Below are 26,903 nucleotides of genomic sequence, written 5' to 3' on the forward strand. Positions count from 1 at the left end.
GATGACGAGTGCAACCTTCGTTCCGGGGCCGGCCCCGACCAGGCTCATGCGCCTGCGGGACCTGCCCCGGCGAGGGCTCGTGGCCGGAGGGGGACACGTCCGTGAGATCTGCGGGCACTGGGGGGCGGGCGGGGAGCTGCACTGGATGCTGCAGCTGGTCGAGCTGCGGCGTCCGGAGGGGGTGCTCCATCTCCCGCCGGACGCCGCGCACACGCTCGCCGGCATCGGCGGGCCGCAGGTGGGCGTCGGGCCGGGAGCCGCGGTGGGGCTGCGCAAAGAGCGCGTGCTGCACTACGCGGGCGCGTTCCTCGAACTGCGGCGCCCGCAGCTGCGGGCCGCAGAGCTGAGCCGTGTGCTCGTGCTCTCCTCGGTGCCGGCGCGGGCGACGCCCTCGCTGGTCTTCTCGGATCTGCACGGCGTGCCGGCACTCCCCGCCGATGTGCGAGCGATCGTGGTGCGCTCGGGGCGGGTCAGCGCGGGAGGCAGCACCGCGACGGCGATGGAGGCGCTGGTCGTCCCCGACGAGGCACGGGACGAGGGCGCAGGGCTCGGGGTCGTCGCCGACGATGCCCGGGTGCTGATGGTCGTCGGCTGAGAGCCGAGCGGATCCGAGTCCAGCGGATCCGCTCGGTTCGCCCTCAGGCGGCGTCCTCCGCGAGGCCGATGACGATTCCGCCCGGTCCGCGGAAGTAGCACAGGCGGACGAGTCCGCGGTAGTCGACGACCTCGCCCAGCAGCTCGCCGCCGAGCGGGCCGAGGCGCGCGATCGTGTCGTCGAGATCGTCGACGGCGAACATCACCCGATGGAACCCGAGCGTGTGGGGGATCGCCTGCGCACCCCGGCCGAGCAGTTCCGGCGCGTGATAGGTCGCGAGCTCCAGCTTTCCCGGAGCGCCGGGGATGCGCATCATGGCGATCTCCGAGCGCATCCCGCTCAGCCCGACGACGCGTCCGGCCCATTCGCCCTCTATCAGCTGCCGTCCCTCGAGCTCCATCCCGAGCACGGTGAAGAACTCGACGGCGAGGTCGAGGTCGTCCACCACGATTCCCACATTGTCCATGCGCACGATCGCCATGCGGCCACCGTACTCCGGTGCGTGGGCTGGGCGATCAGCTGAACACGCTCATCCCGTACAGCACGAACACGAACAGGTGAGCTGCGCCGTGCAGCGCGGTGAGACGCCGGCCCAGGAACGTGGCCATGGTCAGCAGCAGCGTCATGCCGAGCAGCAGCAGGTTCACCGGCGACTCGGCCAGCAGCACGTGCTGACCGGTGAGCAGCCCGATCGTGAGCACGGCGGGAATGGTCAGCCCCGCCGTGGAGACGAGAGCGCCGTGGCACAGGTTGCTCATGCGCTGCATCTCGCCGCCGAGAGCGGCCCGGATCGTGGTGATCGTCTCGGGCAGGAACACGATCATCGCGATCAGGATGCCCGACAGCGCGACCGGTGCTCCCAGCCTGTCCAGCCCGTCATCCAACAGCGTCGCCATGTCGTGCGAGAGCAGCACGATCGGCAGCACCATCGCGATGAGCAGCAGGGTGCGTGCGGTCAGCTCGGCACGATGCTCGACGAGCACTGCGCCGATCGGAGCCCGCACCGCATCGGGGGAGGAAGCAGGGGAGGCCGTATCACCGGCATCCGGCACCTCCTGGAAGTCCGTCCGCTGCGCACCCATCTGACGCAGCAGGAAGAAGGCGTACAGCCCCACCGTCAGCAGGACGAGAGGGATCGCCTGAGCCGGGGCGTAGGCGCCCTCGCCCCCGATCAGCGCGGGCAGCGCGAACGCCACAGAGAGCAGCACGATCAGCATCCCGAGGTACAGCGAGACGCCGGTGGGGTTCGCGCGGAGATGCCGATGCCTCATGCCACCCACCAGCAGCGCGACGCCGATCACGAGGTTCATGATGATCATGGACACGGCCATCACGGAGTCGCGGGCGATCGTGGTGTGCTCGCCCGGGCCGAGCATCACCGCGGCGATGAGGATCACCTCGATCGCGGCGATCGAGATAGTCAGCACGAGGGTCCCGTACGGATCGCCGAGTCGGTGCGCGAGATGCTCCGCCTCGGTGACGACGCCGAATGCGCTCACCGTGATCACGGCGACGATGCCGGCGAGCAGCAGCCACAGCAGCCAGGCGGGCAGGTCGCCGTCCAGGGCGGTGCCGAGCGCGAGCAGCAGGAGGAAGGAGCCCCAGCCCAGGACCAGTCGGAGGACGGCGGTCGGGGTGAGGACGGTGCGGAGGAGGGTTCGCATGGCGGATGCCGAATCCGCAGGGCCGTCCCCGCCTGTGATGACTCCGCTCGGGTCGTCCCGGCGGTCGCTTCACGCCGATTCTACCAAGGGAACATCCCGGCGCAGGCGGACGTTGGGATCGGGTGTGAGCATCCTCCAGAGCGTCGTCATCGGGGCGGGCCAGGCCGGTCTGTCGGCCTCGTACCACCTGAAGCGGCTCGGCATCGAGCACGTCGTGCTGGACGCGAACGACCGCCCGGGCGGCGCCTGGCAGCATCGCTGGGACGCCCTCACCATGAAGGACGTGCACAGGGTGGCCGAGCTTCCCGGGGACACGCCGCCCGCGCACACCTCTGAGCGGGCGAACCAGGCGGTGCCCCGCACCTTCGGCTCCTACGAGCGCGCGCACGACCTGCCCGTCCTCCGGCCCGTCGCGGTGCGCCAGGTCGTCGATGAGGATGGTGTCCTCGTGGTGCGCGCCGACCAGGGGGAGTGGCGCACCCGCACCCTCGTGAACGCGACCGGCACGTGGACCAAGCCCTTCCTGCCGCACTACCCAGGCATGGAGACGTTCCTCGGGGAGCAGCTGCACACCGTCGACTACCCCGGCCCCGAGCATTTCCTCGGCAAGCGGGTGCTGGTGGTGGGCGGCGGAGCCTCGGCAGTGCAGTTCGTCGGCGCGCTGGCGCCGATCACCGACACGCTGTGGGTCACCCGGCGTCCGCCGGTGTGGCGCACGGACGACTTCAGCCCCGAGGCCGGGGCCGCCGCCGTCGCCCTCGTCGAGAAGCGCGTCGCGCAGGGCCTGCCGCCGGAGAGCGTGGTCAGCGTCACCGGGCTCATGCTCCGCCCGCAGGAGCGCGAGGCCGAGCGGCTCGGCGCCTACGCCGCCCGACGCGAGATGTTCCGGAGCATCGAACCCGACGGCGTGCGCTGGGCGGACGGGTCCTTCGAACGCGTGGACGTGATCCTCTGGGCCACGGGCTTCCGGCCCGCCATCGCGCATCTCGCCCCGCTGCACCTGCGCAGCCCGCTCGGCGGCATCCAGCTCGACCGTGCGGGGCGGGGCACGACGGCGGTGGCCGACCCGCGCATCCAGCTGGTCGGCTACGGGCCCTCCGCGAGCACCATCGGCGCAAACCGTGCAGGCCGCACCGCGGCCAAGGGCGTGCAGCGCAGTCTCGCCGCCCGGGAGACGGTCAGCGTCATCGCGTAGCGTGGACGCATGCGCAGATCCGCCTGGGGAACAGCGATCGCCGCGCTCGCCGTGATCGCCCTGGTGGGTTGCGCGCCATCGACGACGTCGCCCGAGGTATCCGCCTCACGCACCGCCGCGTCCACGCCGTCGCCGACGCCCACCCCGACCCTCGACCCGGCGCAGGCCGCCGTCGCGAGGATGAGCCTGGCGCAGCAGGCGTCGAGCGTGATCATGGGCACGGTGCCCGGCACCGATCCCGCCGCACTGCGCGCCTTCATGACCTCCGGCCCGGAGGGCGCCTCCCTCGGCGGCTTCATCCTGATGGGGTCGAACGTCGCCGCCGATGCGGCGCAGGAGAAGGCCGTCACCGACGCGCTCGTCATCGACCCCGCCCTTCCCCCTCTGATCGCGATCGACCAGGAGGGCGGCTACGTCTCCCGCCTGCCCTGGGACACCCTGCCGGGCGGGCGCCGCCTGCAGTCCGCCGATCCGGCTCAGGTGCAGCAGGTGTTCGCGCAGCGAGCGGCGCTGGTCGCCGCGACCGGGGCGAACCTCAACTTCGGCATCGTCGCCGATGTGCCCGCGAACCCGCAGTCGTTCATCGCGCCGCGAGCGCTCGGCACGGACCCGGCATCCTCTTCGGCGCGAGTCGTGGCAGCCGTCGAGGGGGAGAAGGGGGTGGTGCTCTCCACGCTGAAGCACTTCCCCGGCCACGGCGCGACACCCGGGGACTCGCACGTCAGCATCCCCTCGACGCCGATGGGACTCGACGAGTGGCGGGCGGGTCCGGCGGCGCCGTTCGCGGCCGGCATCGATGCGGGCGCCGAAGTGCTGATGTTCGGGCACCTCGCCTACACGGCGGTGGACGCCGCGCCGGCCTCGCTCTCACCGCGCTGGCACGAGATCGCGCGGAACGACCTGGGGTTCACGGGCCTCATGGTCACCGACGACATCGGGATGCTCACCTCGTCGGGGGTCGCCGCCTACCGCGACCCGGTGGCCGATGCCGTCGCCGCGCTCGCCGCGGGCAACGACATGGTGCTGATGATCGCGGGGTCGGACGCGCGGACGGCCGGGCGGATGGCGCAGGCGATCGTCACGGCTGTGCAGGACGGCACGCTCCCCGCTGAGCGTCTCCAGGACGCCGCCGAGCACGTCATGGCCCAGCGGATGGCGCTTCGTCCGGCTCAGTGACCCATGGGGGCTGCCGAGCCCGTCGAGGCAGCGAGCCAGGCGTCCAGGATCCGCTCCCTCATGACCGTTCCCCGCTCCGCGAACTCACGCTGCCGGCGCACGTACTCCGCCTTGCCCTCGGCGGTCTCGATGCGCACCGGCCGCACGCCCCACGCGGACAGGTCGTAGGGTGCGGCCTCCATGTCGAGCAGCCGGATGTCGCGCGCGAGCTCGAAGGCGTCCAGCATGAGCTCACCGGGGATCAGCGGACCCAGCTTCACCGCCCACCGGTACAGGTCCATGCCCGCATGCAGGCAGCCGGGCTGCTCCAGGTCGGGCTGGGAGTCGCGCGTGAGCGGGAGACGGTTGCGGGGCACGGCGTCGGGAGTGAAGAACCGGAACGCGTCGAAGTGCGTGCAGCGCAGCTCGTGCGTCTCGACCACCGCATCCGTCCCGGCCTGGCCCAGCCGAAGGGGAACCGGATGACGATGCTCCTGCTCCCGGTAGACCATGGCCCATTCGTGCAGGCCGAAGCATCCGAACTGGCCGGGGCGCGAGGCTGTGCGGCGCAGCATCCGCTCCACGAGGTCGGCGAGCTGCGGCTTCTCCGTGCGGAACAGGTCCGCGTCCGGGGCGACGGCGCCGCCGTCCGCGGAGGAGTACCAGCGCCACCCGGCCCGCTCCGGCGCGTCCTGCAGCACGACGCCGGCGCCCGGGTGCCAGCGACGCAGCATGGCGGGCTTGTACGAGTAGTACGTGAAGAGGAAGTCCCACACCGGATGCTTCTCGCCGCGCGCCGCCCGCTCGCGGTGCGCCGCGGTCAGGGCATCCGCTCGCGCCTCGTGCGCGCGGGCGCGCTCGATCCACTCGTCGCGGGAGAGGATGGTGGGCACCCCACGAGGATACGCGGCCGCGCCGATCGGAACGCCGGGTCCGCCCTCGGACACCGTCCAGCGAGCGTCCGGCACGCCGTCGTACCATGGTGATGCCCACCCGAGGGAGACCCCGCATGTCAGAACCCGCAACGCACACCCCTGTGTTCGTCGACTCCGCGGGCCGACGCCTGCGGTGGGTGCGCGCAGGGCTGTGGGTCGCCGTCATCGTGGCGATCGTCTACATCGCACTCGCGGCCAGCGCACTGCTGGGCGGTCCGCGGATCGACGCCCCGTTCCTGCCGCAGCCGATCACCGCCGACGCCCCGCCGCCCGCGCAGCACGTCGAGGTCCCCGCCTCGCCGACCACCGCGCCCGCGCCCGCCGCCACCTCCGGCAGCGGCGCGACGGCGGCAGCCGAGAAGCCGGCGCCCGCTCCCGCGGCCGTGTCGACTACCGTGCCGGTGGCACCGCCCGCATCCACCGCACCCACGCCGGCGCCGAGCCCGACGGCGCCCGGTCGCAGCGGCGGCACCGGAACGGGCACGACCACCGACAATCCGGGCAGCACGCACCGCGCCGATCCGACCGGGCGCCCCGTCCGCCCGTGATCCGGAACCGCGGCGCAGCGCCGTCACGGGCGCGGACCGTCGGCGCTCGCGTGCACTGGGTCACGCTCGTCGCCGTGCTCCTCGCGATCGCCGCGGCCCTGGCCGTGCAGGGGTACGCGCACCACCTCACCACGCTGTCCGAGTCGTCTACGCCGGCTGCTGCCGCATCGCCCGCTCCGGCCGCTGCCCTCCACGGCGGACCGGTGATCGACCCTCGGGAGGGTGTCGACACGGTCACCCCGCACCAGCGCACGATCGCGCTCACCTTCGACGACGGACCGGATCCGACCTGGACACCGCGGATCCTCGACGTCCTGAGGAAGCACCACGTGCACGCCACGTTCTTCGTCGTGGGGACGGCGGCTGCGGAGCATCCGGACCTCGTCCGGCGGATCCTGGCCGAGGGACACGAGATCGGCATGCACACGCTGACGCATGCGGACCTCACGACGTCGCCGCAGTGGCGCGCGAATCTGGAGATGGCCGCCGGGCAGAGCGCGATCGCGGGAGCGACGGGAGAGACCACGGCACTCTTCCGTCCGCCGTACAGCTCCGAGCCGGACGCCCTGGATGCCGCGGACTGGCAGGTCATCCGCAGTGCGGGCCAGGACGGATATCTGTCGGTCCTGTCGACGCTGGACAGCGAGGACTGGCGGCGCCCCGGCGTGCAGCGGATCGTGGCGAACGCCACGCCGCAGGGAGATGCCGGGCAGGTGCTGCTCATGCACGACGGCGGAGGCGACCGCTCCGAGACCGTGGCCGCTCTCGACCGCCTGCTCACGCAGTACGCCGCGGACGACATCACCGCGACGTCGGTCACCGCCGCGACCGGCCTGAAGAGCGTGATGCGACCGGCCACCACCGCAGAGCAGTGGAGCGGCGCCGCGCTCATCGCCACGCTGTGGGGCAGCGCCTGGGTGGTCGGCGCGATCGGGATCGCGCTGGTGCTGAGCGGGATCGTGATGGTGGTCAGGGCCGTTCTCGTGCTGTTCGCCGCGTCCCGGCATCGACGCCGCGCCCGCGAGGTGGCGCTGCGCCGGACCTGGACGCACGATGGCATCGTCTCGGTCATCGTCCCCGCCCACAACGAGGCGGCGGGCATCGAGGCCGCCGTGCGGTCGATCGCGGCATCCCGGCGTCCGGTCGAGATCATCGTCGTCGACGACGGCTCCACCGACGGCACCGCCGACATCGTCGAGGCGCTGGGCCTGCCGCAGGTGACCGTGATCCGTCAGCCCAACGGCGGCAAGCCGTCGGCGCTCAACACCGGCATCGCCGCCGCCCGCGGCGAGATCGTCGTGATGGTCGACGGGGACACGGTCTTCGAGCAGGACACCGTGGAGCGCCTCATCCAGCCGTTCGCAGATCCCGCCGTCGGCGCGGTCTCGGGGAACACGAAGGTGGTCAACCGCGGCGGCGTGCTGGGCGCCTGGCAGCACATCGAGTACGTGGTCGGCTTCAACCTCGACCGCCGGCTCTTCGACGTCGCCGAGTGCATGCCCACCGTGCCGGGCGCGATCGGCGCGTTCCGCATCGAGACGCTGCGCCGGGTCGGCGGGGTAAGCGACGACACGCTCGCGGAGGACACCGACCTCACGATGGCGATCTGCCGCGACGGCTGGCGTGTGGTGTATCAGGAGGACGCGCGCGCCTGGACCGAGGCGCCGGCCTCGCTCGGGGCGCTGTGGCGGCAGCGCTACCGCTGGTGCTACGGGACCATGCAGGCGATGTGGAAGCATCGCGGCGCCGTGCTGCAGAAGGGCCCGGCCGGAAAGCTCGGACGACGGGGGCTCGGGTACCTGCTCGTGCTGCAGGTGATCCTGCCGCTGTTCGCCCCGGTCGTCGACATCTTCGCGGTGTACGGCCTGCTCTTCCTGGACCCGATGCGGATCGCCGTGCTCTGGCTGGCGTTCCTCGCCCTGCAGCTGGGCATGGCGGTGTACGCGTTCCGAATGGACGGCGAGTCGCTCAAGCCGCTGTGGACGCTTCCCCTGCAGCAGGTCGTCTATCGGCAGATGATGTACCTGGTGGTGATCCAGTCGCTGTTCACGGCACTGGCGGGCACCCGGCTGCGCTGGCACCGGATGCAGCGCTACGGCACGCTCACGGTCCCGCCCGCGGTGACGACGGGCTGACTCGCCCGCGCCCCGTGCCGAGTCCGGACGGACCCGCCGTGCCCGGGATCAGCTCGGGTATCAGCTCGGGTCTATGATGCCGGCCTCGCCGAGCAGATCGCGCAGGCCTGCGCCGTCCTCGGCGCTGACCCACGGCACCGAGTCCGCGCTGTGCTCCACCGTCGCACGACCGCCGGCCAGGACCGCCTCGGCGGGCAGCAGGCGGCGGATCGCGACACCGGCGACGGAGTCCGGGTGCTCCTCGAGGAACTCGGAGTAGATGATCTCGTCGTGCTGGCCGTCATCGCCGATCAGCAGCCAGCGCACATCGGGGAACTCCGCCGCCAGGCGGCGCAGATTCCCAGCCTTGTGCTCGCGTCCGCTGCGGAACCAGCGGTCGTGGGTGGGACCCCAGTCGGTGAGCAGCATGGCACCGGCGGGGAAGAGATTGCGGCTGAGGAACCGGCGCAGCGTCGGCGCGATGTTCCAGGCGCCGGTGGACAGGTAGATCACCGGCGCGCCGGGGTGATCGCGGCGCAGCTGCTCGAGCAGCACCGCCATGCCCGGAACCGGGGTCCGCGCGTGCTCGTCCAGCACGAAGGAGTTCCAGGCCGCGATGAACGGCCGGGGGAGCGCCGTCACCATGACGGTGTCGTCCACATCGCACACCACGCCGAAGCGCGCGTCGTCGCCGACCACGAACACGGCGGCCTCGACCGGCTCGCGCCCCTCCACCGACATCGTGAACGTCTGCCAACCGGGCTCGAGGTGCGCCTCGATGACCGTGTCGACCACGCCACCGCGATCGGCGACGACGTCGTGGGTCCGGCCGCCCAGGTGCACCTGCACCGAGGCGAAGCTCACCGGGATGCCGACGAACGCGCGCCAGCCGCGCACTCCGGCGCCCTCACCGCGGGCGCGCTTCGGCGGCGGTGGCACGATGAGCACTCGGCCCGTGACACGCACCCAGCCGGTTCCGCCGTAGCCGGGGAACGGAACGATCGTCGCCGAACGGCCACGTCGACGGGCGCGGCGTTCGCGCCAGACGTGGAAGCGGTGTTCGAGGCGAGCGAACCAGTGGATCTTGGCCGCTGAGGCAGAGGACATCGGGTCCAGTCTTTCACGCTTCCCGGTTCGGCTCATCCTGCATGTGGCGCTCCTCGCGCCGGGCGATGAGCTTCTTGACGATCAGCACGGCGATCAGCAGCACGGCGATCGCGCCGACGAAGAAGTACCCGGCGTAGTGCACGCGCTGAGAGAGCTGGTGATAGCTGCCGGCGGCGCCCGCCGCCAGACCCACGTAGATCGTCGTCCAGACGACGCACGCGGGCAGCGTCCAGGCGATGAACCGCCGGTAGGCGTAGCCGCTCATCCCGACCGTGAGGGGCACGAGCGAGTGCAGCACGGGCAGGAAGCGCGACAGGAAGATCGCGATCCCGCCGCGGCGGCGCAGGTAGCGTTCGGATCGTTCCCAGTGCTGCTCGCCGATGCGTCTGCCCAGCCAGGAGGAGCGGATGTGCGGTCCCGCCCACCTGCCCAGCCAGAACCCCAGCGACTCTCCGATGAGCGCGCCGACCACGACCGCGAGTCCGAGGGCGATGCCCTCGGCCCACGAGGTGACCCCGATCGCCGCGACCAGCACGACGGTGTCGCCGGGGACGACCAGCCCGATCAGGATGCTCGTCTCCAGCATGATCGCGACGCCCGCGAGCACCGTGCGCAGCACGGGGTCGACGGACTGCACCGTCTCGATCGCCCACTGCACGAAGTCGTTCACCCCACCGAGCGTAGATGCTGTCGCAGGGATCTACGCTGTGAACGTGCCCGCCCCGCTCGAAGCCCTGCCCCTGGACGGGGCCGTCTCCGCCGAAGCGCTGTTCCTGCAGCTGTTCGCCCGCGCCGAGGCGGCGTTCTGGCTGGACGCCGGAGCGGATGCCGCGGACGGCTGGAGCATCATCGGGACGGGCGATGTCGAGAGCGATCAGCAGGCCGTGCGCGCGGTGCCGCTCGCAGCCGGTGCGGCCCCGGCATCCGGGATCGTCCCGGAACGCACCGGGCCGCCCTTCCGCGGCGGGTGGGTCGGCTGGCTGAGCTACGAGCAGGGCGCCGAGGCGCTCGGAGCGCCCGTCGCCCCGGAAGACGACGCGGGTCGCCATGGCGGAGCCTGGATCGCCGTCGCACGAGCCGTCGCCCTCGACCATGCCACGGGTCGCGCATTCGCCCTCGCACCGGCGGACGCGGCATCCGCCTGGCGCGACGAGGTGCAGCACGTCCTGACGGCGCATCCCGCCGTGCCGCCGGTCGCGCCGGCGGAAGCCCGGGAGGCGACCGCCCGGCACGGCGTCGCCGAGTACATGGACATGGTGGAGCGATGCCGCGACGCGATCGAGCGCGGGGACGCCTACCAGCTGTGCCTCACCAACCGCTTCACGGTGCCGGGGACGGTCGAGCCGCTGGCGGCGTACCGGCGCCTGCGCACCGCGACGCCCGCGCACCATGGCGGGTACATCCGCGTAGGCGGGCGGCATCTCCTCAGCGCCAGCCCCGAGCAGTTCCTCTCCGTCGGCAGCGGGATCGCGTCCACCAGCCCGATCAAGGGCACCCGGCCCCGCGCCGCCGATCCCGTGGAGGACGCGCGTCTCGCCGAGGAGCTGCGGACGGATGCCAAGGAGCGCGCCGAGAACGTGATGATCGTCGATCTCATGCGCAACGACCTGTCGCACGTCGGCGAGCCGGGCACCGTGCGCGTGGACCGGCTGTGGGAGGTCGAGTCGTACCCCGCCGTGCATCAGCTGGTCAGCACGGTGAGCGTGCGGCTGCGGGAGGGCGTCACGCTGGGAGACCTCGCGGATGCCGCCTTCCCGGCGGGCAGCATGACGGGAGCGCCGAAGCTGTCGGCCATGACGATCCTGCACGGGCTCGAGCGCGCTCCGCGCGGCGTGTACTCCGGATGCTTCGGACATATCGGCGTCGACGGCCGGGTAGACCTGGCGATGGTCATCCGCTCGATCGTGGTCGAATCCGAGGTGACGTACGTCGGCGCGGGAGGCGGGATCACCTGGCTGTCGAAGGCGGATGCCGAGGCGGCGGAGGTCGCCGTCAAGGCGCGAGCACCGCTGGCGGCACTGGGCGCGGCCGTGCCCGCCGAGTGGGCGGGCATCCTCCAGTCGCGATAACCTGGAATATCCCGCTTCTCGCGGGCTCCCTCGCTTCGTCAGATTGGTCGTTCCTTGTCCGAGCACGCGTCCGAAACCCACCCCGAATCCGCTGAGGCGATGTCCGCGCACGACATCCAGGCCAAGTGGCAGCAGTACTGGGCTGAGAACGAGACGTTCCTCGCCGGCGGCGAAGACGACGACAGGCCGCGCAAGTACATCCTGGGCATGTTCCCGTACCCCTCCGGCGACCTGCACATGGGGCACGCGATCAACTACCTGTACCCCGACATCGTCGCGCGCTATTGGCGGCACCGCGGGCACAACGTGCTCAACCCGATCGGCTGGGACTCCTTCGGCCTGCCCGCCGAGAACGCCGCCATCAAGCGCGGTGCGGATCCGCGCGAGTGGACGTACAAGAACATCGACCAGCACAAGGCCGGCTTCCGCGGCTACGGCATGTCGTACGACTGGTCGCGCGTGCTGCACACCTCCGACCCCGAGTACTACCGCTGGAACCAGTGGCTGTTCCTGAAGCTGTACGAACGCGGCCTGGCGTACCGCAAGAAGAGCGCCGTGAACTGGTGCCCGAACGACCAGACCGTGCTGGCCAATGAGCAGGTCGTCGACGGCCGTTGCGAGCGCTGCGGCGCCGAGGTCGTGAAGAAGAAGCTCACGCAGTGGTACTTCCGGATCACCGAATACGCGGACCGGCTTCTGGACGACCTGGACGCGCTCGAGGGGCACTGGCCGCACAAGGTGCTGCAGATGCAGCGCAACTGGATCGGCCGCTCCACCGGTGCTGACGTCGACTTCCGGATCGAGGGCCGCGCGGAGCCCGTGACGGTGTTCTCCACCCGCCCCGACACCCTGCACGGAGCGACGTTCTTCGTGGTCGCGCCTGACTCCGACCTGGCTGCGGAATTGGCATCCGGTTCCTCCGCCGAGGTGCGCATGCGGTTCCAGGACTACCTGGAGCAGGTGCAGAAGCAGACCGAGATCGAGCGCCAGTCCACCGACCGGCCCAAGACCGGCGTGTTCCTGGAGCGGTTCGCGATCAACCCGGTCAATGGCGAGAAGCTGCCGATCTGGGCCGCCGACTACGTGCTGGCCGACTACGGTCACGGCGCCGTGATGGCCGTGCCCGCGCACGATCAGCGCGACCTGGACTTCGCCCGCGCCTTCGACCTGCCGGTGAAGATCGTCGTCGACACGACGGTCGCCGGCGGCGCGAACGAGGGCGGCGATCTGGCCGAGCTCGACCCGTCGGTGACCGGCGCCGCGCTGGTCGGCAACGGCCGGCTGGTGAACTCGGGCGAGATCGACGGGCTGGACAAGGCCGAGGCGATCGCCACGACCATCGAGCGGCTGCAGGCGGCGGGCACGGGCCGTGCGGCCAAGAACTTCCGCCTGCGCGACTGGCTGATCTCGCGCCAGCGCTTCTGGGGCACGCCGATCCCGATGCTGCACCTGCAGGACGGCGAGGTCGTCCCGGTGCCCGAGGACCGGCTGCCGGTCACGCTGCCGAGCGTGGAGGGGCTGGACCTGCGCCCCAAGGGCACCTCGCCCCTGGGTGCGGCCGAGTCGTGGGTGCGCACGATCGACCCCGCGTCGGGCGAGCCGGCACTGCGCGATCCGGACACCATGGACACCTTCGTGGACAGCTCCTGGTACTTCCTGCGGTTCCTGTCGCCGAACAGCGACCAGTTCGCGTTCGACCCGGCCGAGGCCAAGCGCTGGGCACCGGTCGACGGCTACTTCGGCGGCATCGAGCACGCGATCCTGCACCTGCTGTACTCGCGCTTCATCACCAAGGTGTTCTTCGACCTCGGGCTGATCGACTTCGAGGAGCCGTTCTCCAACCTGGTCAACCAGGGCATGGTGCTGATGGACGGCTCGAAGATGTCGAAGAGCAAGGGCAACCTCGTCGAGCTCTCCGATCTGCTGGCGCAGTACGGCGCCGATTCGCTGCGTCTGGCTCTGGCCTTCGCCGGTCCGGTGGAGGATGACAAGGAGTGGAACGGCGTCTCGCTGTCGGGGGCGCACAAGTTCCTCGCCCGGGTCCTGCGCGTCGGCGACGAGACCTCCAGCCCGGTCGGGTCGGATGCCGCCGCCGGCGACATCACGCTGCGCCGCATCACGCACCGACTGCTCGCCGACGCACCGGGCCTGGTCGAGCAGACCAAGTTCAACGTGCTCGTCGCGCGCCTGATGGAGCTGGTGAACGGCATCCGCAAGACGATCGACACGGGCGCGGGTGCTGCCGACCCTGCGGTGCGCGAGGCCGCCGAGACGGTGGCGATGATGATCGAGACCATCGCTCCGCACACCGGCGAGGAGCTGTGGGCGCGGCTCGGACACGAGCCGTCGGTCAGCGCCGTGCAGTGGCCGGAGGCCGATCCCGCGCTCCTGGTCGACGACACCGTCACCACCGCCGTGCAGGTCAACGGCAAGGTGCGCGCCACGATCGACGTGCCGGCCGACATCTCCGACGCCGACCTGGAGGCCGCGGCTCGCGCCGACGAGAAGGTGCAGCGCGCTCTGGAGGGCAAGGAGATCGTGCGCGTCATCGTGCGCGCGCCGAAGATCGTGAACTTCGCCGTCAAGGGCTGAACGCCCCGACACGACATCTGGAGAACTCCTGCACATCCCCGCGATGTGCAGGAGTTCTCCACATCCGTCGCGTTCGCCGGCATCCGGCGTCCGAGCGGATGCGTAGCGTGACGGAGTGCCCGCACCCGAACCCATCGCTGAGGACGCGCCGTCCGAGGACTCCGCGCCGCGCCGGCGGCTGAGGCTGGGCATCGGCGCGGCGATCACCCTGGGCCTGGTGGTGCTGTCCGCGGCGGTCGGCTGGGGCATACTGCGCGGACAGGCCGCGCCCATGGACGCCATCGCGCTCGACGACGGCTCGTCGACGAGCGCGGACGGCGTGGCCGTCGAGAGCGGCGGCCTGTACGTGCACGTGCTCGGCGAGGTCGCCGAGCCCGGGCTGTACATCCTCGATCCTGATGCCCGGCTCGTCGACGCCCTCGCGGCGGCGGGCGGCACCCTCGACACAGCCGACCTGCAGGCGGTGAACCTGGCGCGGCCGGTCAGCGACGGCGAGCAGATCGTCGTTCCCGCTCAGGGGACCGGGCCGGCCGCCGACGGGGGAGCAGAGGCGTCCGCGGTCGGTGCGGACGGACGCGTCGACCTGAATGCGGCGACCCAGGCCGATCTGGAGACACTGCCGCGGATCGGGCCGGCGCTCGCGCAGCGGATCCTGGACTGGCGGGAGCAGAACGGCCGGTTCCGCGCCGTGGAGGACCTGTTGGCGGTGCCGGGCATCGGCGACAAGCTGCTCGCCGGGCTGCGCGAGAAGGTGCGCGTATGAAGGCATGGGCCGGCATGGCTCGGCATGAAGGACCCGTGCTGAGGTGAGAGACCTGCGCACCGGCCTGCTGGCGGCGGTCCTCTGGGCGGTCGCGCTGCTGTGCATCCACGTGCCGGCTCTCGCACTGCCTCTCGCCGGGGCAGCGGGCACCGGGGCTGCCGCATCCGCACTGCTCGGGCGGCTCGTACGTCGCCGCGCGAACGGGCTCATCGTGCTGATGCTGCTCTGCTCCAGCGCGGTGGGTCTCGCCGTCGCCGGCGCGCAGCCGGCACGAGCGATGCTGGCCGAGTCGGACGGCAGGGCCGTGGAAGCGGTCGTCGACGTGTCGTCGTCGGCATCCGTCGGCGCGGACGGACGGCTGTGGTTCGACGCGCACACCGTGGCGCTCGGCCCGCCCGGGCAGCTCCGGCCGATCAGCGCGACGGTGCGCGTCGGCGTCGCCCGGACCGACGGCATCGAGATGGGGGCGCGGCTCCGCGTGACCGGGCAGGCGAAGGCCGCGGAGCCGTCCGAGCAGGCCGGCCTCGTGATCTTCGGCGCGGATGCCGAGGTCGTGCAGCGCGCATCCGGGATCTTCGCGATCGCGGCGACGACCCGGGCCGACTTCGTCGCGCGTGCGACCCGCCTGCCCGAGCCCGGTGCCGGTCTGCTCCCGGGGCTCGCGGTCGGCGACACCCGCGCGGTCTCCGAGGAGCTGAACGACGCGATGCTGGCATCCGGCCTGAGTCACCTGACGGCCGTTTCCGGTGCGAACTGCATGATCATCGTGGCCGCGGTGTTCTGGCTCGTCTCCCTCGCCGGCGGCGGGCGCACCCTGCGCGTCGTGCTCGCGCTGCTGGCGCTGGGCGCTTTCGTGGTGCTGGTGACGCCGGAACCGAGCGTGGTGCGTGCCGCGGTGATGGCCGCGCTCGCGATGCTCAGCATCCTGCTCGGGCGGCCCAGCGCCGGTCTCGCGATGCTGTCCCTGGCCGTGTGCGGGCTGCTGATCGCCGATCCCTGGTTCGCAGGGTCACCGGGGTTCGCGCTCTCCGCCGCGGCCACCGGCGCGCTGCTGGTGCTGTCGCGCCCGCTGCTGCGCGGCCTCGGGCGCTGGATGCCCGCACCGCTCGCGCTCGCGCTGTCGGTGCCGCTCGCGGCGCAGGTCGTGTGCGGACCGATCATCGCCCTGTTCTCCGAGCAGCAGTCGCTGGTGAGCGTCCCCGCGAACCTCATCGCCGAGCCGGCCGCGCCGCTCGCGACCGTGATCGGGCTGCTGGCCTGTCTGACCGCCGCAGTCCCGCCCGTGGCGGACCTGTTCGCTGCGGCGGCGTGGCTGCCCGCCGCCTGGATCGACGTGACGGCGAGGGTGACCTCCGCGCTGCCGGGAGCGACGGTGACCGTCGTGGCGGGTCCGATCGCCGCCCTTGTGGTGGGGCTGCTCAGCGCAGCGGCGGTGATCGTGCTGGTGCGCCCGGCATCCCGTCGCCTGCGCATGGCATCGGCCGCGGTGATCGTCATCGCGCTGGCGATCGCCGGCGGTCGGATGCTGCTCAGCGGCCCGCTCGCGCCGCTGAGCACGCCGTCGGAGTGGTCGATCGCGGGCTGCGACATCGGGCAGGGCGACGCGGTGCTCATCCGTTCGGCGGGGCGCACCGCGCTGATCGACACCGGCCCGGACCCGGACGCGCTGCGGGAATGCCTGGCGCAGACCGGGACGACCCGCATCGACCTGCTCGTGCTCACGCACTTCGATCTCGATCACGTCGGGGGGACGCCGGCCGTACAGGGAATGGTCGGCACCGTGCTGCACGGGCCCGTCACCGAAGACGATGAACGGCGGATGCTGGCGCGCCTGGCCTCCGCGGGTGCGACGCTGCGCGACGTGAGCGCGGGGATGTCGGGGGCTCTCGGCGACGCGCGCTGGCGGGTGCTGTGGCCCGACGCCGATCCCGTCGTGTTCCCGTCGGGCAACGACGCGAGCGTCGTCCTCGAGATCGCGGGCGGGGGAGTGCCGCGCACCCTGCTGCTCGGCGACCTCGGTGCCGGGTCTCAGCGGCTGCTGCTCTCCTCCGGTCGCATCCGCGGCACCTTCGACGTGGTGAAGGTCGCGCATCACGGCAGCCGCGACCAGGAGCCGTCCCTCTACGCCGCCCTGCGCGCCCCTGCGGCTCTGATCAGCGTGGGGGAGGGGAACGACTACGGGCATCCGCGAGCGGAGACGCTGGCGCTGCTGGACGCCGCCGGGTCGCAGGCGCTGCGCACCGATCAGCGCGGTCTCGTCCTGCTCGGGCTGCGCGACGGCGAACTGCTGGTCTGGTCGACCCGTGCTCCGCCGGCCGGCTGAGCGGGGCAGCGCCCGGCACCCTCGTCCGCTGGATCGCGCGGGGCCACGTCGGCGCCCGCCGGTAGGCTGGAGCGATGGCAGCACCTCGATCGTCCTCCCGCGGCAGCGGCTCCGCAGCCAAGGGCACGAAGATCCCGCAGGTGCCGTGGCGTGAGCCCCGTCCCGCGCCGATCGTGCTGGTGTCCGGACCTGAGGAGGTGCTCGCCGAGCGGGCGATCGCCGGCGTGCGCGACTATCTGCGCGCGGAGGACCCGGCGCTCGAGGTCAGCGACATCCGTGCCGACGACTACGCCGCCGGCACGCTGCTCTCGCTCACCTCTCCCTCGCTGTTCGGCGAACCGCGCCTGGTGCGCGTGGCGGGCGTGGAGAAGTGCACCGACGCGTTCCTGCAGGAGGCCGTGCGCTACGTGGAGAACCCGCAGGAGGGCGCGACCGTCATCCTGCGCCACACCGGCGCCAGTGTGCGCGGCAAGAAGCTGCTCGACGCCGTCCGTGCGGGTGCCGGCGGCGGGATCGAGATCCCGTGCGCGGCGATCAAGCGCGACGGCGACAGGGTCGACTTCGCGGCGGGCGAGTTCAAGGCGGCGAAGAAGCGTATCGCGCCCACCGCCCTTCGCTCCCTGGTCTCCGCGTTCGCCGATGACCTCACCGAGCTCGCAGCAGCCTGCCAGCAGCTGATCGGCGACGTCGAGGGCGACATCACCGACGACGTCATCAACAAGTACTACGGCGGTCGTGTCGAGGTGTCGGCCTTCGTCGTCGCCGACACCGCCATCGCCGGCCACTACGGGGAAGCGCTGATCGCCATGCGCCACGCGCTGGCATCCGGAGCCGACCCCGTGCCCATGGTCGCCGCCTTCGCGATGAAGCTGCGCACCATGGCGCGCGTCGCCGGCAACCGCGAGCCCAGCCGGCAGCTGGCATCGCGCCTCGGCATGAAGGACTGGCAGGTCGACCGCGCACGCCGCGACCTGCAGGGCTGGAACGAGCGGTCGCTCGGGATGGCGATCCAGGCCACGGCGCGGGCGGATGCCGAGGTCAAGGGCGCCGCGCGCGACCCGATCTTCGCCCTGGAGCGCATGATCGCGGTCATCGCGACCCGCGAGCCGTTCGGGCACTGAGCCGCGTGCGCGCTGCGCGCGGATCCCGTATGGATGCCTGCGTCCACGTGAGGCCGCGGCACGGGACCCGCGAAGCTCAGGGTGGCCGGAAACGCAGAAGGCCCGCCCCGAGAGGGGCGGGCCTTCTGCGTGAATCGGCGGCTCAGAGAGCGGCGACCTGCTTGGCGATGGCCGACTTGCGGTTGCTCGCCTGGTTCTTGTGCACGACGCCCTTGCTGACGGCCTTGTCGAGCTTGACGGAAGCGACCTTGAGGGCGGCCTCAGCGGCCTCCTTGTCGCCGCCCGCGATGGCCTCACGGGTCTTGCGGACGAGGGTCTTCAGCTCGCTCTTGACGGCCTTGTTGCGCTCCTGCGCCTTCAGATTGGTCTTGTTGCGCTTGATCTGCGACTTGATGTTTGCCACGTGTGGACACGCTTTCTGTCTGGATGTTGATCGGATGCTGCAGACGAGAGAGGGCGCCGACAGCGGTCGTGAGGGACGAACCCACACGCAAGCCAAGAGTCAATGTTACCAGCACCCCGGCGCAGTGCGAAAACGACGCCTCCCGCGCGTCGTGCCGGGATCGGGTGACGCGCCGAGTGCGGGATTCAGTCGCGCCGAACGTGGAACCGGGTGCAGAATCGTCGGTACCCGATAGACGACGACGTCAGAGGAGCCCGATGCCCGAATCGCTGTCCGCGCCCCGCATTCCCGCGGGGCTGCGCTGGTCCACCGCCACCTCCGCATTCCAGATCGAGGGGTCCCGCACGGCCGATGGCCGAGGGCGCTCGATCTGGGACGACTTCGTCGACCGGCAGGGCGCGGTGATCGACGGCGGCACCGCCGAACCCGCGTGCGACAGCTACCGGCGCACGGATGACGACATCGAGCTCCTCGCGGGCCTCGGCGTGGACGGCTACCGCTTCTCGATCCCGTGGGTGCGCATCCAGCCCGGAGGATCGGGGCCCGCGAACAGCGTGGCCCTCGACCACTACGAGAAGCTCGTGGACGGGCTGCTGGCGCGCGGCGTCGACCCCGAGCCCACGCTCTACCACTGGGAGCTTCCCAGCGAGATCGAGGCGGCCGGCGGCTGGCTCAGCCGCGACACCGTGTCGCGGTTCGCCGACTACGCCGCGATGGTCGCCGATCGCCTGGCCGACCGGGTGTCGACCTGGTACACGATCAACGAGGCCGCGATGACCACCCTGCAGGGCTACGGCACGGGGGAGCTCGCCCCTGCGAAGCAGCTCCTGTTCGGTGCGCTGCCCACGGTGCACCATCAGCTGCTCGCGCACGCGCACGCGGCAGCCGCCCTCCGCGCGGCGGGGGCGACACGCGTCGGCATCACCAATAACCACACTCAGGTGCTCCCCGCCGGAGGGTCGGATGCCGATCTCGCGGCCGCGCACGCGTACGACCTCGTCCACAACCGGGTGTTCTCCGAGCCCCTTCTGGCGGGCGCGTATCCCGACCTCGAGGCGCTCGGCCTCCCGCCGATGCCCGTGCAGGACGGCGATCTCGAGCTGATCGGCGACTCCCTGGACTTCTACGGCGTGAACTTCTACAACCCCACCACGGTCGCCGCAGCATCCGGCGACAGCCCGCTCCCGTTCGATCTGCTTCCCACCCCCGGCGTGCCGCTCACCGGCTTCGGCTGGCCGATCATGCCCGAGGCGCTGCGCGACTTCCTGGTCGACCTCTCCGAGCGGCATCCGAACATGCCGCCGATCGTGATCGGCGAGAACGGCGCCTCCTTCCCGGAGCCCGGACACGCCGTGCGCGTGCAGGACGACGATCGCATCGCCTTCCTGTCGGCGCACATCCGCGCGGTGGCCGAGGCTGCGGATCAGGGTGTTCGCGTCGAGGAGTACACGGTCTGGTCGCTGATGGACAACTTCGAATGGGCCGACGGGTACACGCAGCGGTTCGGGCTGGTGCATGTCGACTTCGAGTCCGGGATCCGCACGCCCAAGGCGTCCTACGACTGGTACCGGGATCTCATTCGAGACGCTCGCACGGACGCTGAGGGGAGCGCACGATGACCGGGACGGTGAAGGTCGGCGCCGGCTGGATGAGCCTCTTCACCCTCGCGTGGCTCGCCATCTGGACCGTGCAGCTCACTCCCGTGCAGCTGCTGCTGCCCCTGCAGCTGGACACTCCCGAAGACGACTGGATCCGCGGTGTGGTGTCCTCGGGCCTGGTGCTCGGCGTCGGCGGGCTCTTCGGCATCATCGCCGGGCCTGTTGTCGGCGCGATCTCCGACCGTTCGCGCTCTCCCCGCGGCCGGCGCCGCCCCTGGGCGCTGATGGGCGTCTGGGTCTCGGCGGTCTTCCTCGTGCTCACCGGTCTCGTCGAGGGGCCCTGGCTGGTCGGCGCCTGCTGGGTGGGCGTGTCGATCGGCGTCTCGGTGGCCTCCGCGGCCTTCACCGCGCTCATCGCCGACCAGCTCCCGTCCTCGCAGCGCGGTGCCGCTTCCTCGGCGGTGGGCTCGAGCCAGGCCGTCGGCATCGTGCTGGGCGTCGGCCTGGTGGTACTGCTCGGGCTCGGTGTGCTGGCCGGCTACCTGCTGCTCGCCGCGATCATCGCGGTGGTCGGCACCCTGACCGCCCTCATGCTGCCCGACCCGCCGGCCTCGGCAGCCGAAGTGCCACCGCGCGCGAGCGACAGGCCACGACTCGCGTCCCTGCGTGACCGCGACTTCGCCTGGATGCTCTGGGGCAGGCTCGTGGCCAACATCGGGAACGCGCTCGGCACGGCGCTGTTCCTGTTCTTCCTGCTGCACGGGCTGAACCAGCCGAACGCCGAGGCGCAGGACAACCTGCTGCTGCTCATCGTCGTCTACACGGTGTTCGTGGTGATCGCCTCGGTGTTCACCGGCATCCTCTCCGACCGCACCGGGAGGCGCCGCGGGCTGACGGTCGCCGCGACCTTCGTCCAGGCGGCATCCGGTGTCGCCATCGTCATCCTGCCGACCTTCGAGGTGACGATGATCGCCGCGGCGCTGATGGGCCTCGGCTACGGAGCGTTCTCGACCGTCGGGCTCGCCTTCGCGACCGATCTGCTTCCGGACGAGCAGGACCATGCGCGGGACCTGGGGATCGTGAACGTCACCGCGGCGCTCGGGCAGCTGATCGGCCCCGTGGTCGGTGCCGGCCTGGTCGCACTGGTCGGCGGATTCTGGCTGGTGTTCCTGATGGCGGCGGTGCTCTCTGTGGCCGGCGGCCTCATGACCGCTCTCGCACGACAGCCAGAGCCAGCTCCAGCACCGCGTTGAACACCCGCGGCCGCATGGCCGTGACCAGGTGCGTGGTGCGCGGTACCAGGATCAGCTCGGCATGCGGTGCGAGCCGCCGGAACAGCCACTCGTGCGTGCGCAGCTGGTCGAACTGACCGTTGACGAACCACAGCGGGATGCGGATGCGGGCGACCGACCTGGCGATGTCGAGCGCGGCCAGGCTCCGCAGCGCCGCATCCTGGGCATCCAGCGCGTAACCGCCGGCGCCGAAGTCGGCTCGCGTCTCCGTGGGGATCGTGGCGTCGAGGACGCGTTCGGTGAGCCACATGCCGCGCCCAGGAAGGGCGTCGACCGCTCCAGCCAGGAGACGGTAGGTGCGCAGCGCGGCGCCGCGGGGGAGTGCGCTGCACGACGCCGCGATCAGCGCGGTGACCGGCGGCGGATTCTCGCCTCCGGTGTACGCCAGCGAGAGCAGCCCGCCCATCGAATGCCCCACCAGCAGCACGGGGCCCGCCTCGGCGGCCCTGCGGACCGCGGCGTCGATCGTGTGCAGGGCCTCGTGCAGCGTGAAGTCCTCGTCCATGCGCGTGCCGTGCCCGGGAAGGTCGACGGCCGTGGCGGGGACGCCCGCCGCCTCCAGATGCGCGAGCTGTGCACGCCACATCGTGGCGGAGGTGCGGATGCCGTGCACCAGGACGACCTGCGGAGTCACAGTCCCAGCATAGAAAGAAGCGGGGCCGGTGGATGAACCACCGGCCCCGCTCCGTGCGATCGGTCGAGAAACCCTAGGGGTTACTTCTCCCAGCCGACGTTCTCAACGGGCTGGATGCCGAAGCCGTCGAGACCCACGTAGGCCTCGGGGGTCAGGTTGGCCAGACCCTTCTTGGCTGCGGAGATCGAGGGACCGTTGTAGAGGGAGATGAGACCCCAGCCCTCGAGGAGCTTCGGCTCGAGCTTCATCGCTGCCGCGATCTGCTCCTTGCCGTTGCCGATCTTCTCGATCTCGTGGATCTCGGCGTCGGTCTCGTCGCTCCAGACACCCGACAGGTTCAGGCCCTGGTCGGCGCCGTAGAGCTGGAACATGTCGCCGACACCGTACGGGTCGGACGACGTGAAGCGCAGGCTCGCGACATCCCAGTTCTTGCTGTTGTAGTCCTCAGCGAACTTGTTGGACGGGCGGACGTCGATCTTCAGATCGATGCCGACCTCCTTCTCCATCTTCTGGAACGACTGCGCAAGCGCCGCCTGCGTCGGGTCGTCGCTGAAGACGGGGTAGACGACGGACAGCTTGACGCCGTCCTTCTCGCGGATGCCGTCGGAGCCCTTCTTCCAGCCGGCGTCGTCGAGGAGCTTGTTCGCCGCCTTCGGGTCGTACTTGTAACCGGCCTTGGCGAGCGAGTCGCTGTAGCCCGGCTGGAACGAGTACATCAGGAAGGAACCTGCGGGCTCCTCGGAGTAGTCCAGGCCGTTCCAGGCGATCTTCTTCTGCTGGTCGATGTTGATCGCCTTGAAGAAGGCCTCGCGGACCTTGACGTCCTTGAACTGCGGCTTCTCGGAGTCCACCTCGACCAGCGTGTTCGCAGTCTGCTGCGCACGGTAGATCTTGATGTCCTTCATGTCCGCGACCTGGGCCAGGCGGTCCTTCGTGCCGACGCCGACCGTGTCGATCTCGCCGTTCTTGAAGGCGTTGATCGAGGCCTGCGCGTCCATGCCGGTGAAGGTCACCTTGTCGAGCATGGGCTTGTCGCCCCACCACTTGTCGTTCGGCTTGAACGAGATGAAGCCCTTGTTCGCGTCGAACTGGTCGACGGTGTACGGGCCGGCGCCCCACTCCGGGTGCGGGTTGCTCAGGAACGCCTTGTTGAACAGATCAGGCGTGTTGATCGCCGGGTGCAGCAGGATCGTGAATCCCTTTGCGATCCACGGGTACTCGCCCTTGTAGGTCACGATGGCGGTCTTCGGCGTGTCACCCTGGGTGACCGACTCGACGTTGTCGTAGCCGCTGGTCGAGTTCGGGACGAAGCCCTCGTCGTTCGAGCGGTTGGCCTTCCAGGTGGCGTCGATGGCGGTCCAGTCCATCGGGGTGCCGTCGTTCCAGACTGCCTTGTCGTTGAACTTGAAGGTGATGACCGTGTTGCCGTCCTTGACTTCGTTCTTCCACTCGTCGAGGTAGGCGTCGTTCTTGTACGGCGTGCCATCCGGCTTGAACAGGATCAGCTGCGGCATGTACCACGCTGCGATGCGTGCCGTGTCCGCGCTGCCGTCGCTGTTGAACTGGTCCAGCTGCTCCGGGATCTCGTTGATCGGGAAGTTGACAGTGCCACCCTGCTTGAGGTTCTCGCGGGGCTGCGGGTTGTAGTCAGCGAACGCCGTCTTCTTGCCGGTGTCGCCGCCCTTGTCCCCGCCGTCACCGGTGTTTCCGGTGTTGTTGGCTGCGCACCCGCTCAGAGCGAGTGCGAAAGCGCCGGTGATTGCCAGCGCTCCCATCAGCTTGTGCTGCTTCATGGTGCTCCTTTCGCCTTTCGGCGTGTCATTAGGGAGGTTAGTTCGCATCGCGTCGCAATCGAGGCGTGCGTGAGTGAATCGTGACTAACCGTTATCGGACGGTGATCCGACGGTTACATCACTGAAATCTCAGACCGTCGCGGGCCGCGTGCTCATGGTCTCCGGGTCGAAGATCACGCGCTGACGCGTGCGCTCGATGTCCGGGTCGGGAACCGGGATGGCCGACAGCAGCGCCTGCGTGTACGGGTGCTGCGGGTTGTCGAACACATCGTCCACGTCGCCGTACTCGACGAACTCGCCGAGGTACATGACCGCGACGCGGTCGGCGATGTGGCGGATGACCGAGAGATCGTGCGCCACGAACAGGTACGACAGGCCCAGCTTGACCTTCAGCTCGTCGAGCAGGTTGATCACGCCGGCCTGGATCGAGACGTCCAGCGCCGACACAGGCTCGTCGAGCACGACGATCTTCGGGTTGGTCGAGAGCGCGCGGGCGATTCCGATGCGCTGTCGCTGACCACCCGAGAAGGCGCCGGGGAAGCGATCACGGTGCGCCGGGTTCAGGCCGACGAGGTCCATCAGCTCCTGCACCCGGCTGTGGATCTCGTCCTTGTTCATGCCGATGGCCTGCATGGGCTCGGCGATGATGTCGGTCACGGTCATGCGCGGGTCCAGGGCGCCCATCGGGTCCTGGAACACGATCTGGATGTCGCGGCGCAGGGTGCGCTCGACCTTCCGGCTGTGCAGGCCGTTGACGCTGGTCCCGGCGATGATGATGTCGCCGTCGGCCTGCTTCTCGAAGTCCATGATCTGCAGCAGCGTGGTGGTCTTGCCGGAGCCCGACTCACCCACGATCGCCATGGTCTCGCCCTCACGGATGTCGAAGCTGATGCCCTTCACCGCGTGCACCTCGCCCACCTTGCGCTTGAACAGCGCGCCCTTGAGCAGCGGGAAGGTCTTGACCATGTTGCGCACCTCGAGCGTGACAGGACGCTCCTCGCGCGGAGTCCGGGTCAGTGCGCTCTCGTGCAGTTCCGGCGCCGGGTACACCGGCAGGCCGCCGATGAGACCGTCGGAGTCGATCTGATCCGCGCGGATGCAGGCGGCGAGGTGGTTCTCACCGGAATCCGACGCGATGGGCACGAGGTCCGGTTCGCGGCGGACGCACGCGTCGATCGCGATCGGGCAGCGCGACGCGAACGGGCAGGCGTCGGGCAGGTCGATCAGCAGCGGCGGGTTGCCCTTGATCGGGATCAGGGGCTCCTTCTCGGCCTTGTCGACGCGCGGGATGGCGCCGAGCAGGCCGATCGAGTACGGCATCCGGGTGTTGTGGAACAGCTCGTGCGCGGGGGCGTGCTCGACGGGCTTCCCCGCGTACATCACCATCACGTCGTCGGCCGTGCGGGCCACCACGCCCATGTCGTGCGTGATCATGATCACGGCGGCGCCGGTCTCGTCCTGCGCCTTCTCGATCAGATCGAGGATCTGCGCCTGGATGGTGACGTCGAGCGCCGTGGTGGGCTCGTCGCAGATGATCAGGCGCGGGTTGTTCGCCATGGCGATCGCGATCACCACGCGCTGGCGCATTCCGCCCGAGAACTCGTGCGGGAAGGACTTCATCCGCTTCTCGGGGTTCGTGATGCCGACGACGCGCAGCAGCTCCAGCGAACGGTCCCAGGCCTCGCTCTTGGAGAGCCCGCGATGCACGGTGAGCGCCTCGACGAGCTGGTCGCCGATCGTGAACACCGGGGTGAGCGAGGTCAGCGGGTCCTGGAAGACCATGGCCATGCCGTTGCCGCGGATCATGGACATCTGCTTGTCGGACTTGCCGAGCAGCTCCTGGCCCTCGAACTGGATCGAGCCGGTCACCTTGGCGTTCTCGTCGAGCAGGCCCATGATCGCCAGCGACGTCACGGACTTGCCCGATCCGGACTCGCCGACGATGCCGAGGGTCTTGCCCGCCTCGAGGTCGAAGGAGACGCCGCGGACGGCATCCACGCGGCCCGCCTCCGAGGCGAAGCTGACCTTGAGGTCGCGGACGGAGAGAACGGTCTTCGAAGTGGGGGTGCTCATGCGCGGCCTCCAGCCGCCGAAGTGGGATCGAGGGCATCGCGCAGGCCGTCGGCGACGAGCGCCATCGAGACGGTCAGCAGCGTCAGCGCCAGGGCGGGGAAGTAGAACAGCCACGGAGCACTGGTCACGCTGGCCGCGCCGTACCCGATCAGGGAGCCGAGGGAGACGTCGGGCGCCTTGACGCCGAAGCCGATGAACGACAGGCCGGTCTCGGTTCCGACGGCACCGACGATGCCGAGGGTGAAGTTGATCACCAGCAGCGAGCCGATGTTCGGGACCAGGTGGCGCAGCACGATGCGCATGCCGGGGACGCCCATGTAGCGCGCGGCGTCGACGTATTCGCGCTCGCGCAGCGACAGTGCCAGCGTCCAGATGACGCGGGCCGGGAAGAACCAGCTCACGAAGATCATCGCCAGCGAGATGACGCGCCAGTCGCCGCCCGCGTTGTTGGAGACCAGGGCGAGGATGAGGAAGGTCGGCACGACCATCAGGAAGTGGATGACCATCAGCGTGATCTGCTCGACACGACCGCGGAAGTATGCGGCGGCGGTGCCCACGATGGCCGACAGCGCGGTGACTCCCACCGACACCGTGACGGCGATCATCAGCGAGCGCTGCAGGCCGACGGCCGTCTGCAGCCAGTTGTCGTTGCCGGAGGCGTTGGTGCCGAACCAGTGCTCGGGCGAGGGGCCGGTCGACAGGTTCATGAAGTCCTGGTCGTCGATCTTGTACGGCGTCAGGAGCGGGACCACGATGGAGTAGATCACCATCAGGACGAAGATCACGATGCCGGCGACGGCGGGCTTGTTGCGCATGAAGCGGCGCGTGTACAGCGTCCACTTGCTCAGCTGCTTGCCGGGGATGCGCTCAGCGGTGGTGTCGGGGCCGACGGGCGGCTGCACCGCGGGGTCGATCATCTCGGTGCTCAT

Annotated in this window: 22 protein-coding genes; 12 read left to right on the forward strand and 10 right to left on the reverse strand. The window is 70.5% G+C overall.

Annotated elements, in window-relative coordinates; translation table 11 throughout:
• Position 1: 1 nt before the first annotated feature.
• Positions 2-595, forward strand: coding sequence for a hypothetical protein (locus MIAR_RS01645; protein ID WP_285630331.1), 594 nt, complete (start codon positions 2-4; stop codon positions 593-595).
• 43 nt (positions 596-638) lie between these two features.
• Here the strand turns inward: MIAR_RS01645 and MIAR_RS01650 are convergent, their stop codons facing one another.
• Both MIAR_RS01650 and MIAR_RS01655 read right to left on the reverse strand, forming a co-directional pair.
• Positions 639-1,076, reverse strand: coding sequence for a VOC family protein (locus tag MIAR_RS01650; protein WP_285630333.1), 438 nt, complete (start codon positions 1,074-1,076; stop codon positions 639-641).
• 34 nt (positions 1,077-1,110) lie between these two features.
• Entirely contained in the window at positions 1,111-2,259 is a 1,149-nt protein-coding gene (locus MIAR_RS01655; protein ID WP_285630335.1) for a calcium:cation antiporter, read from the reverse strand.
• Between the two features lie 124 nt (positions 2,260-2,383).
• Here MIAR_RS01655 and MIAR_RS01660 point away from each other — a divergent pair, with 124 nt between their 5' ends.
• Positions 2,384-3,454 carry an NAD(P)-binding domain-containing protein gene (locus MIAR_RS01660; RefSeq protein ID WP_285630337.1) on the forward strand — a complete coding sequence of 357 codons (1,071 nt, stop codon included), beginning with the start codon at positions 2,384-2,386 and terminating at the stop codon, positions 3,452-3,454.
• Between the two features lie 9 nt (positions 3,455-3,463).
• Positions 3,464-4,630: a glycoside hydrolase family 3 N-terminal domain-containing protein gene (locus MIAR_RS01665; protein WP_285630339.1), complete on the forward strand. Its 1,167-nt coding sequence runs from the start codon at positions 3,464-3,466 to the stop codon at positions 4,628-4,630.
• Here the strand turns inward: MIAR_RS01665 and MIAR_RS01670 are convergent.
• Positions 4,624-5,502 carry a 3-methyladenine DNA glycosylase gene (locus MIAR_RS01670; protein WP_285630341.1) on the reverse strand — a complete coding sequence of 293 codons (879 nt, stop codon included), beginning with the start codon at positions 5,500-5,502 and terminating at the stop codon, positions 4,624-4,626. The genes MIAR_RS01665 and MIAR_RS01670 overlap by 7 nt on opposite strands.
• A gap of 116 nt (positions 5,503-5,618) precedes the next feature.
• On the opposite strand from MIAR_RS01670, the gene MIAR_RS01675 reads away from it, so the two are divergent.
• Positions 5,619-6,092 (forward strand): hypothetical protein, encoded by a 474-nt coding sequence (locus MIAR_RS01675; protein ID WP_285630343.1) that lies wholly within the window; start codon positions 5,619-5,621, stop codon positions 6,090-6,092.
• Positions 6,089-8,227, forward strand: coding sequence for a bifunctional polysaccharide deacetylase/glycosyltransferase family 2 protein (locus tag MIAR_RS01680; RefSeq protein WP_285630345.1), 2,139 nt, complete (start codon positions 6,089-6,091; stop codon positions 8,225-8,227). Before MIAR_RS01675 ends, MIAR_RS01680 begins: the two co-directional genes overlap by 4 nt.
• Positions 8,228-8,287: 60 nt before the next feature.
• Here the strand turns inward: MIAR_RS01680 and MIAR_RS01685 are convergent, their stop codons facing one another.
• Together MIAR_RS01685 and MIAR_RS01690 are read right to left on the reverse strand one after the other, a co-directional pair.
• Positions 8,288-9,313, reverse strand: coding sequence for an App1 family protein phosphatidate phosphatase (locus MIAR_RS01685; protein WP_285630347.1), 1,026 nt, complete (start codon positions 9,311-9,313; stop codon positions 8,288-8,290).
• A gap of 13 nt (positions 9,314-9,326) precedes the next feature.
• Positions 9,327-9,983 (reverse strand): DedA family protein, encoded by a 657-nt coding sequence (locus tag MIAR_RS01690; protein WP_285630349.1) that lies wholly within the window; start codon positions 9,981-9,983, stop codon positions 9,327-9,329.
• A gap of 43 nt (positions 9,984-10,026) precedes the next feature.
• Here MIAR_RS01690 and pabB point away from each other — a divergent pair, with 43 nt between their 5' ends.
• The 5 genes from pabB (at position 10,027) to holA (ending at position 18,181) form a co-directional block, all read left to right on the forward strand.
• Positions 10,027-11,382, forward strand: coding sequence for an aminodeoxychorismate synthase component I (pabB, locus tag MIAR_RS01695; protein ID WP_285630351.1), 1,356 nt, complete (start codon positions 10,027-10,029; stop codon positions 11,380-11,382).
• Between the two features lie 99 nt (positions 11,383-11,481).
• On the forward strand, positions 11,482-13,974 hold the full coding sequence (gene leuS, locus MIAR_RS01700; RefSeq protein WP_285630353.1) for a leucine--tRNA ligase: 2,493 nt from the start codon (positions 11,482-11,484) through the stop codon (positions 13,972-13,974).
• Positions 13,975-14,089: 115 nt separating this feature from the next.
• On the forward strand, positions 14,090-14,737 hold the full coding sequence (locus MIAR_RS01705; protein ID WP_285630355.1) for a ComEA family DNA-binding protein: 648 nt from the start codon (positions 14,090-14,092) through the stop codon (positions 14,735-14,737).
• A 43-nt stretch (positions 14,738-14,780) separates the two neighbouring features.
• Positions 14,781-17,060, forward strand: coding sequence for a ComEC/Rec2 family competence protein (locus MIAR_RS01710; RefSeq protein ID WP_285630357.1), 2,280 nt, complete (start codon positions 14,781-14,783; stop codon positions 17,058-17,060).
• 74 nt (positions 17,061-17,134) lie between these two features.
• The gene (holA, locus tag MIAR_RS01715; protein ID WP_285630358.1) at positions 17,135-18,181 is read left to right on the forward strand and encodes a DNA polymerase III subunit delta; all 1,047 of its coding nucleotides are present in this window, start codon (positions 17,135-17,137) and stop codon (positions 18,179-18,181) included.
• A gap of 142 nt (positions 18,182-18,323) precedes the next feature.
• Here the strand turns inward: holA and rpsT are convergent, their stop codons facing one another.
• Positions 18,324-18,584, reverse strand: coding sequence for a 30S ribosomal protein S20 (gene rpsT, locus MIAR_RS01720; RefSeq protein ID WP_285630362.1), 261 nt, complete (start codon positions 18,582-18,584; stop codon positions 18,324-18,326).
• A gap of 257 nt (positions 18,585-18,841) precedes the next feature.
• Between rpsT and MIAR_RS01725 the strand changes: the two genes are divergently transcribed.
• Together MIAR_RS01725 and MIAR_RS01730 are read left to right on the forward strand one after the other, a co-directional pair.
• Entirely contained in the window at positions 18,842-20,203 is a 1,362-nt protein-coding gene (locus MIAR_RS01725; RefSeq protein WP_285630364.1) for a GH1 family beta-glucosidase, read from the forward strand.
• Positions 20,200-21,435 (forward strand): MFS transporter, encoded by a 1,236-nt coding sequence (locus MIAR_RS01730; protein ID WP_285630366.1) that lies wholly within the window; start codon positions 20,200-20,202, stop codon positions 21,433-21,435. Before MIAR_RS01725 ends, MIAR_RS01730 begins: the two co-directional genes overlap by 4 nt.
• Here MIAR_RS01730 and MIAR_RS01735 read toward each other — a convergent pair.
• The 4 genes from MIAR_RS01735 to MIAR_RS01750 form a co-directional block, all read right to left on the reverse strand.
• Positions 21,386-22,108, reverse strand: a complete 723-nt coding sequence (locus tag MIAR_RS01735) for an alpha/beta fold hydrolase (RefSeq protein ID WP_285630367.1) — start codon at positions 22,106-22,108, stop codon at positions 21,386-21,388. The genes MIAR_RS01730 and MIAR_RS01735 overlap by 50 nt on opposite strands.
• 80 nt (positions 22,109-22,188) lie before the next feature.
• Positions 22,189-23,901 carry an ABC transporter family substrate-binding protein gene (locus MIAR_RS01740; RefSeq protein ID WP_285630369.1) on the reverse strand — a complete coding sequence of 571 codons (1,713 nt, stop codon included), beginning with the start codon at positions 23,899-23,901 and terminating at the stop codon, positions 22,189-22,191.
• A gap of 129 nt (positions 23,902-24,030) precedes the next feature.
• Complete coding sequence (locus tag MIAR_RS01745; RefSeq protein ID WP_285630371.1) at positions 24,031-25,974, reverse strand: ABC transporter ATP-binding protein; 1,944 nt, start codon at positions 25,972-25,974, stop codon at positions 24,031-24,033.
• Positions 25,971-26,903, reverse strand: coding sequence for an ABC transporter permease (locus tag MIAR_RS01750; RefSeq protein WP_285630373.1), 933 nt, complete (start codon positions 26,901-26,903; stop codon positions 25,971-25,973). Before MIAR_RS01750 ends, MIAR_RS01745 begins: the two co-directional genes overlap by 4 nt.

Source organism: Microbacterium arabinogalactanolyticum, assembly GCF_030268005.1.
Classification (GTDB): Bacteria; Actinomycetota; Actinomycetes; order Actinomycetales; family Microbacteriaceae; genus Microbacterium; species Microbacterium arabinogalactanolyticum.

Bases quoted from the DNA above. Each gene is read 5' to 3' on its own strand.
- MIAR_RS01645 (WP_285630331.1), top strand. From the start codon at position 2: ATGACGAGTGCAACCTTCGTTCCGGGGCCGGCCCCGACCAGGCTCATG.
- MIAR_RS01650 (WP_285630333.1), bottom strand. From the start codon at position 1,076: ATGGCGATCGTGCGCATGGACAATGTGGGAATCGTGGTGGACGACCTC.
- MIAR_RS01655 (WP_285630335.1), bottom strand. From the start codon at position 2,259: ATGCGAACCCTCCTCCGCACCGTCCTCACCCCGACCGCCGTCCTCCGA.
- MIAR_RS01665 (WP_285630339.1), top strand. From the start codon at position 3,464: ATGCGCAGATCCGCCTGGGGAACAGCGATCGCCGCGCTCGCCGTGATC.
- MIAR_RS01675 (WP_285630343.1), top strand. From the start codon at position 5,619: ATGTCAGAACCCGCAACGCACACCCCTGTGTTCGTCGACTCCGCGGGC.
- MIAR_RS01685 (WP_285630347.1), bottom strand. From the start codon at position 9,313: ATGTCCTCTGCCTCAGCGGCCAAGATCCACTGGTTCGCTCGCCTCGAA.
- leuS (WP_285630353.1), top strand. From the start codon at position 11,482: ATGTCCGCGCACGACATCCAGGCCAAGTGGCAGCAGTACTGGGCTGAG.
- holA (WP_285630358.1), top strand. From the start codon at position 17,135: ATGGCAGCACCTCGATCGTCCTCCCGCGGCAGCGGCTCCGCAGCCAAG.
- MIAR_RS01725 (WP_285630364.1), top strand. From the start codon at position 18,842: ATGCCCGAATCGCTGTCCGCGCCCCGCATTCCCGCGGGGCTGCGCTGG.
- MIAR_RS01730 (WP_285630366.1), top strand. From the start codon at position 20,200: ATGACCGGGACGGTGAAGGTCGGCGCCGGCTGGATGAGCCTCTTCACC.
- MIAR_RS01740 (WP_285630369.1), bottom strand. From the start codon at position 23,901: ATGAAGCAGCACAAGCTGATGGGAGCGCTGGCAATCACCGGCGCTTTC.
- MIAR_RS01745 (WP_285630371.1), bottom strand. From the start codon at position 25,974: ATGAGCACCCCCACTTCGAAGACCGTTCTCTCCGTCCGCGACCTCAAG.
- MIAR_RS01750 (WP_285630373.1), bottom strand. From the start codon at position 26,903: ATGAGCACCGAGATGATCGACCCCGCGGTGCAGCCGCCCGTCGGCCCC.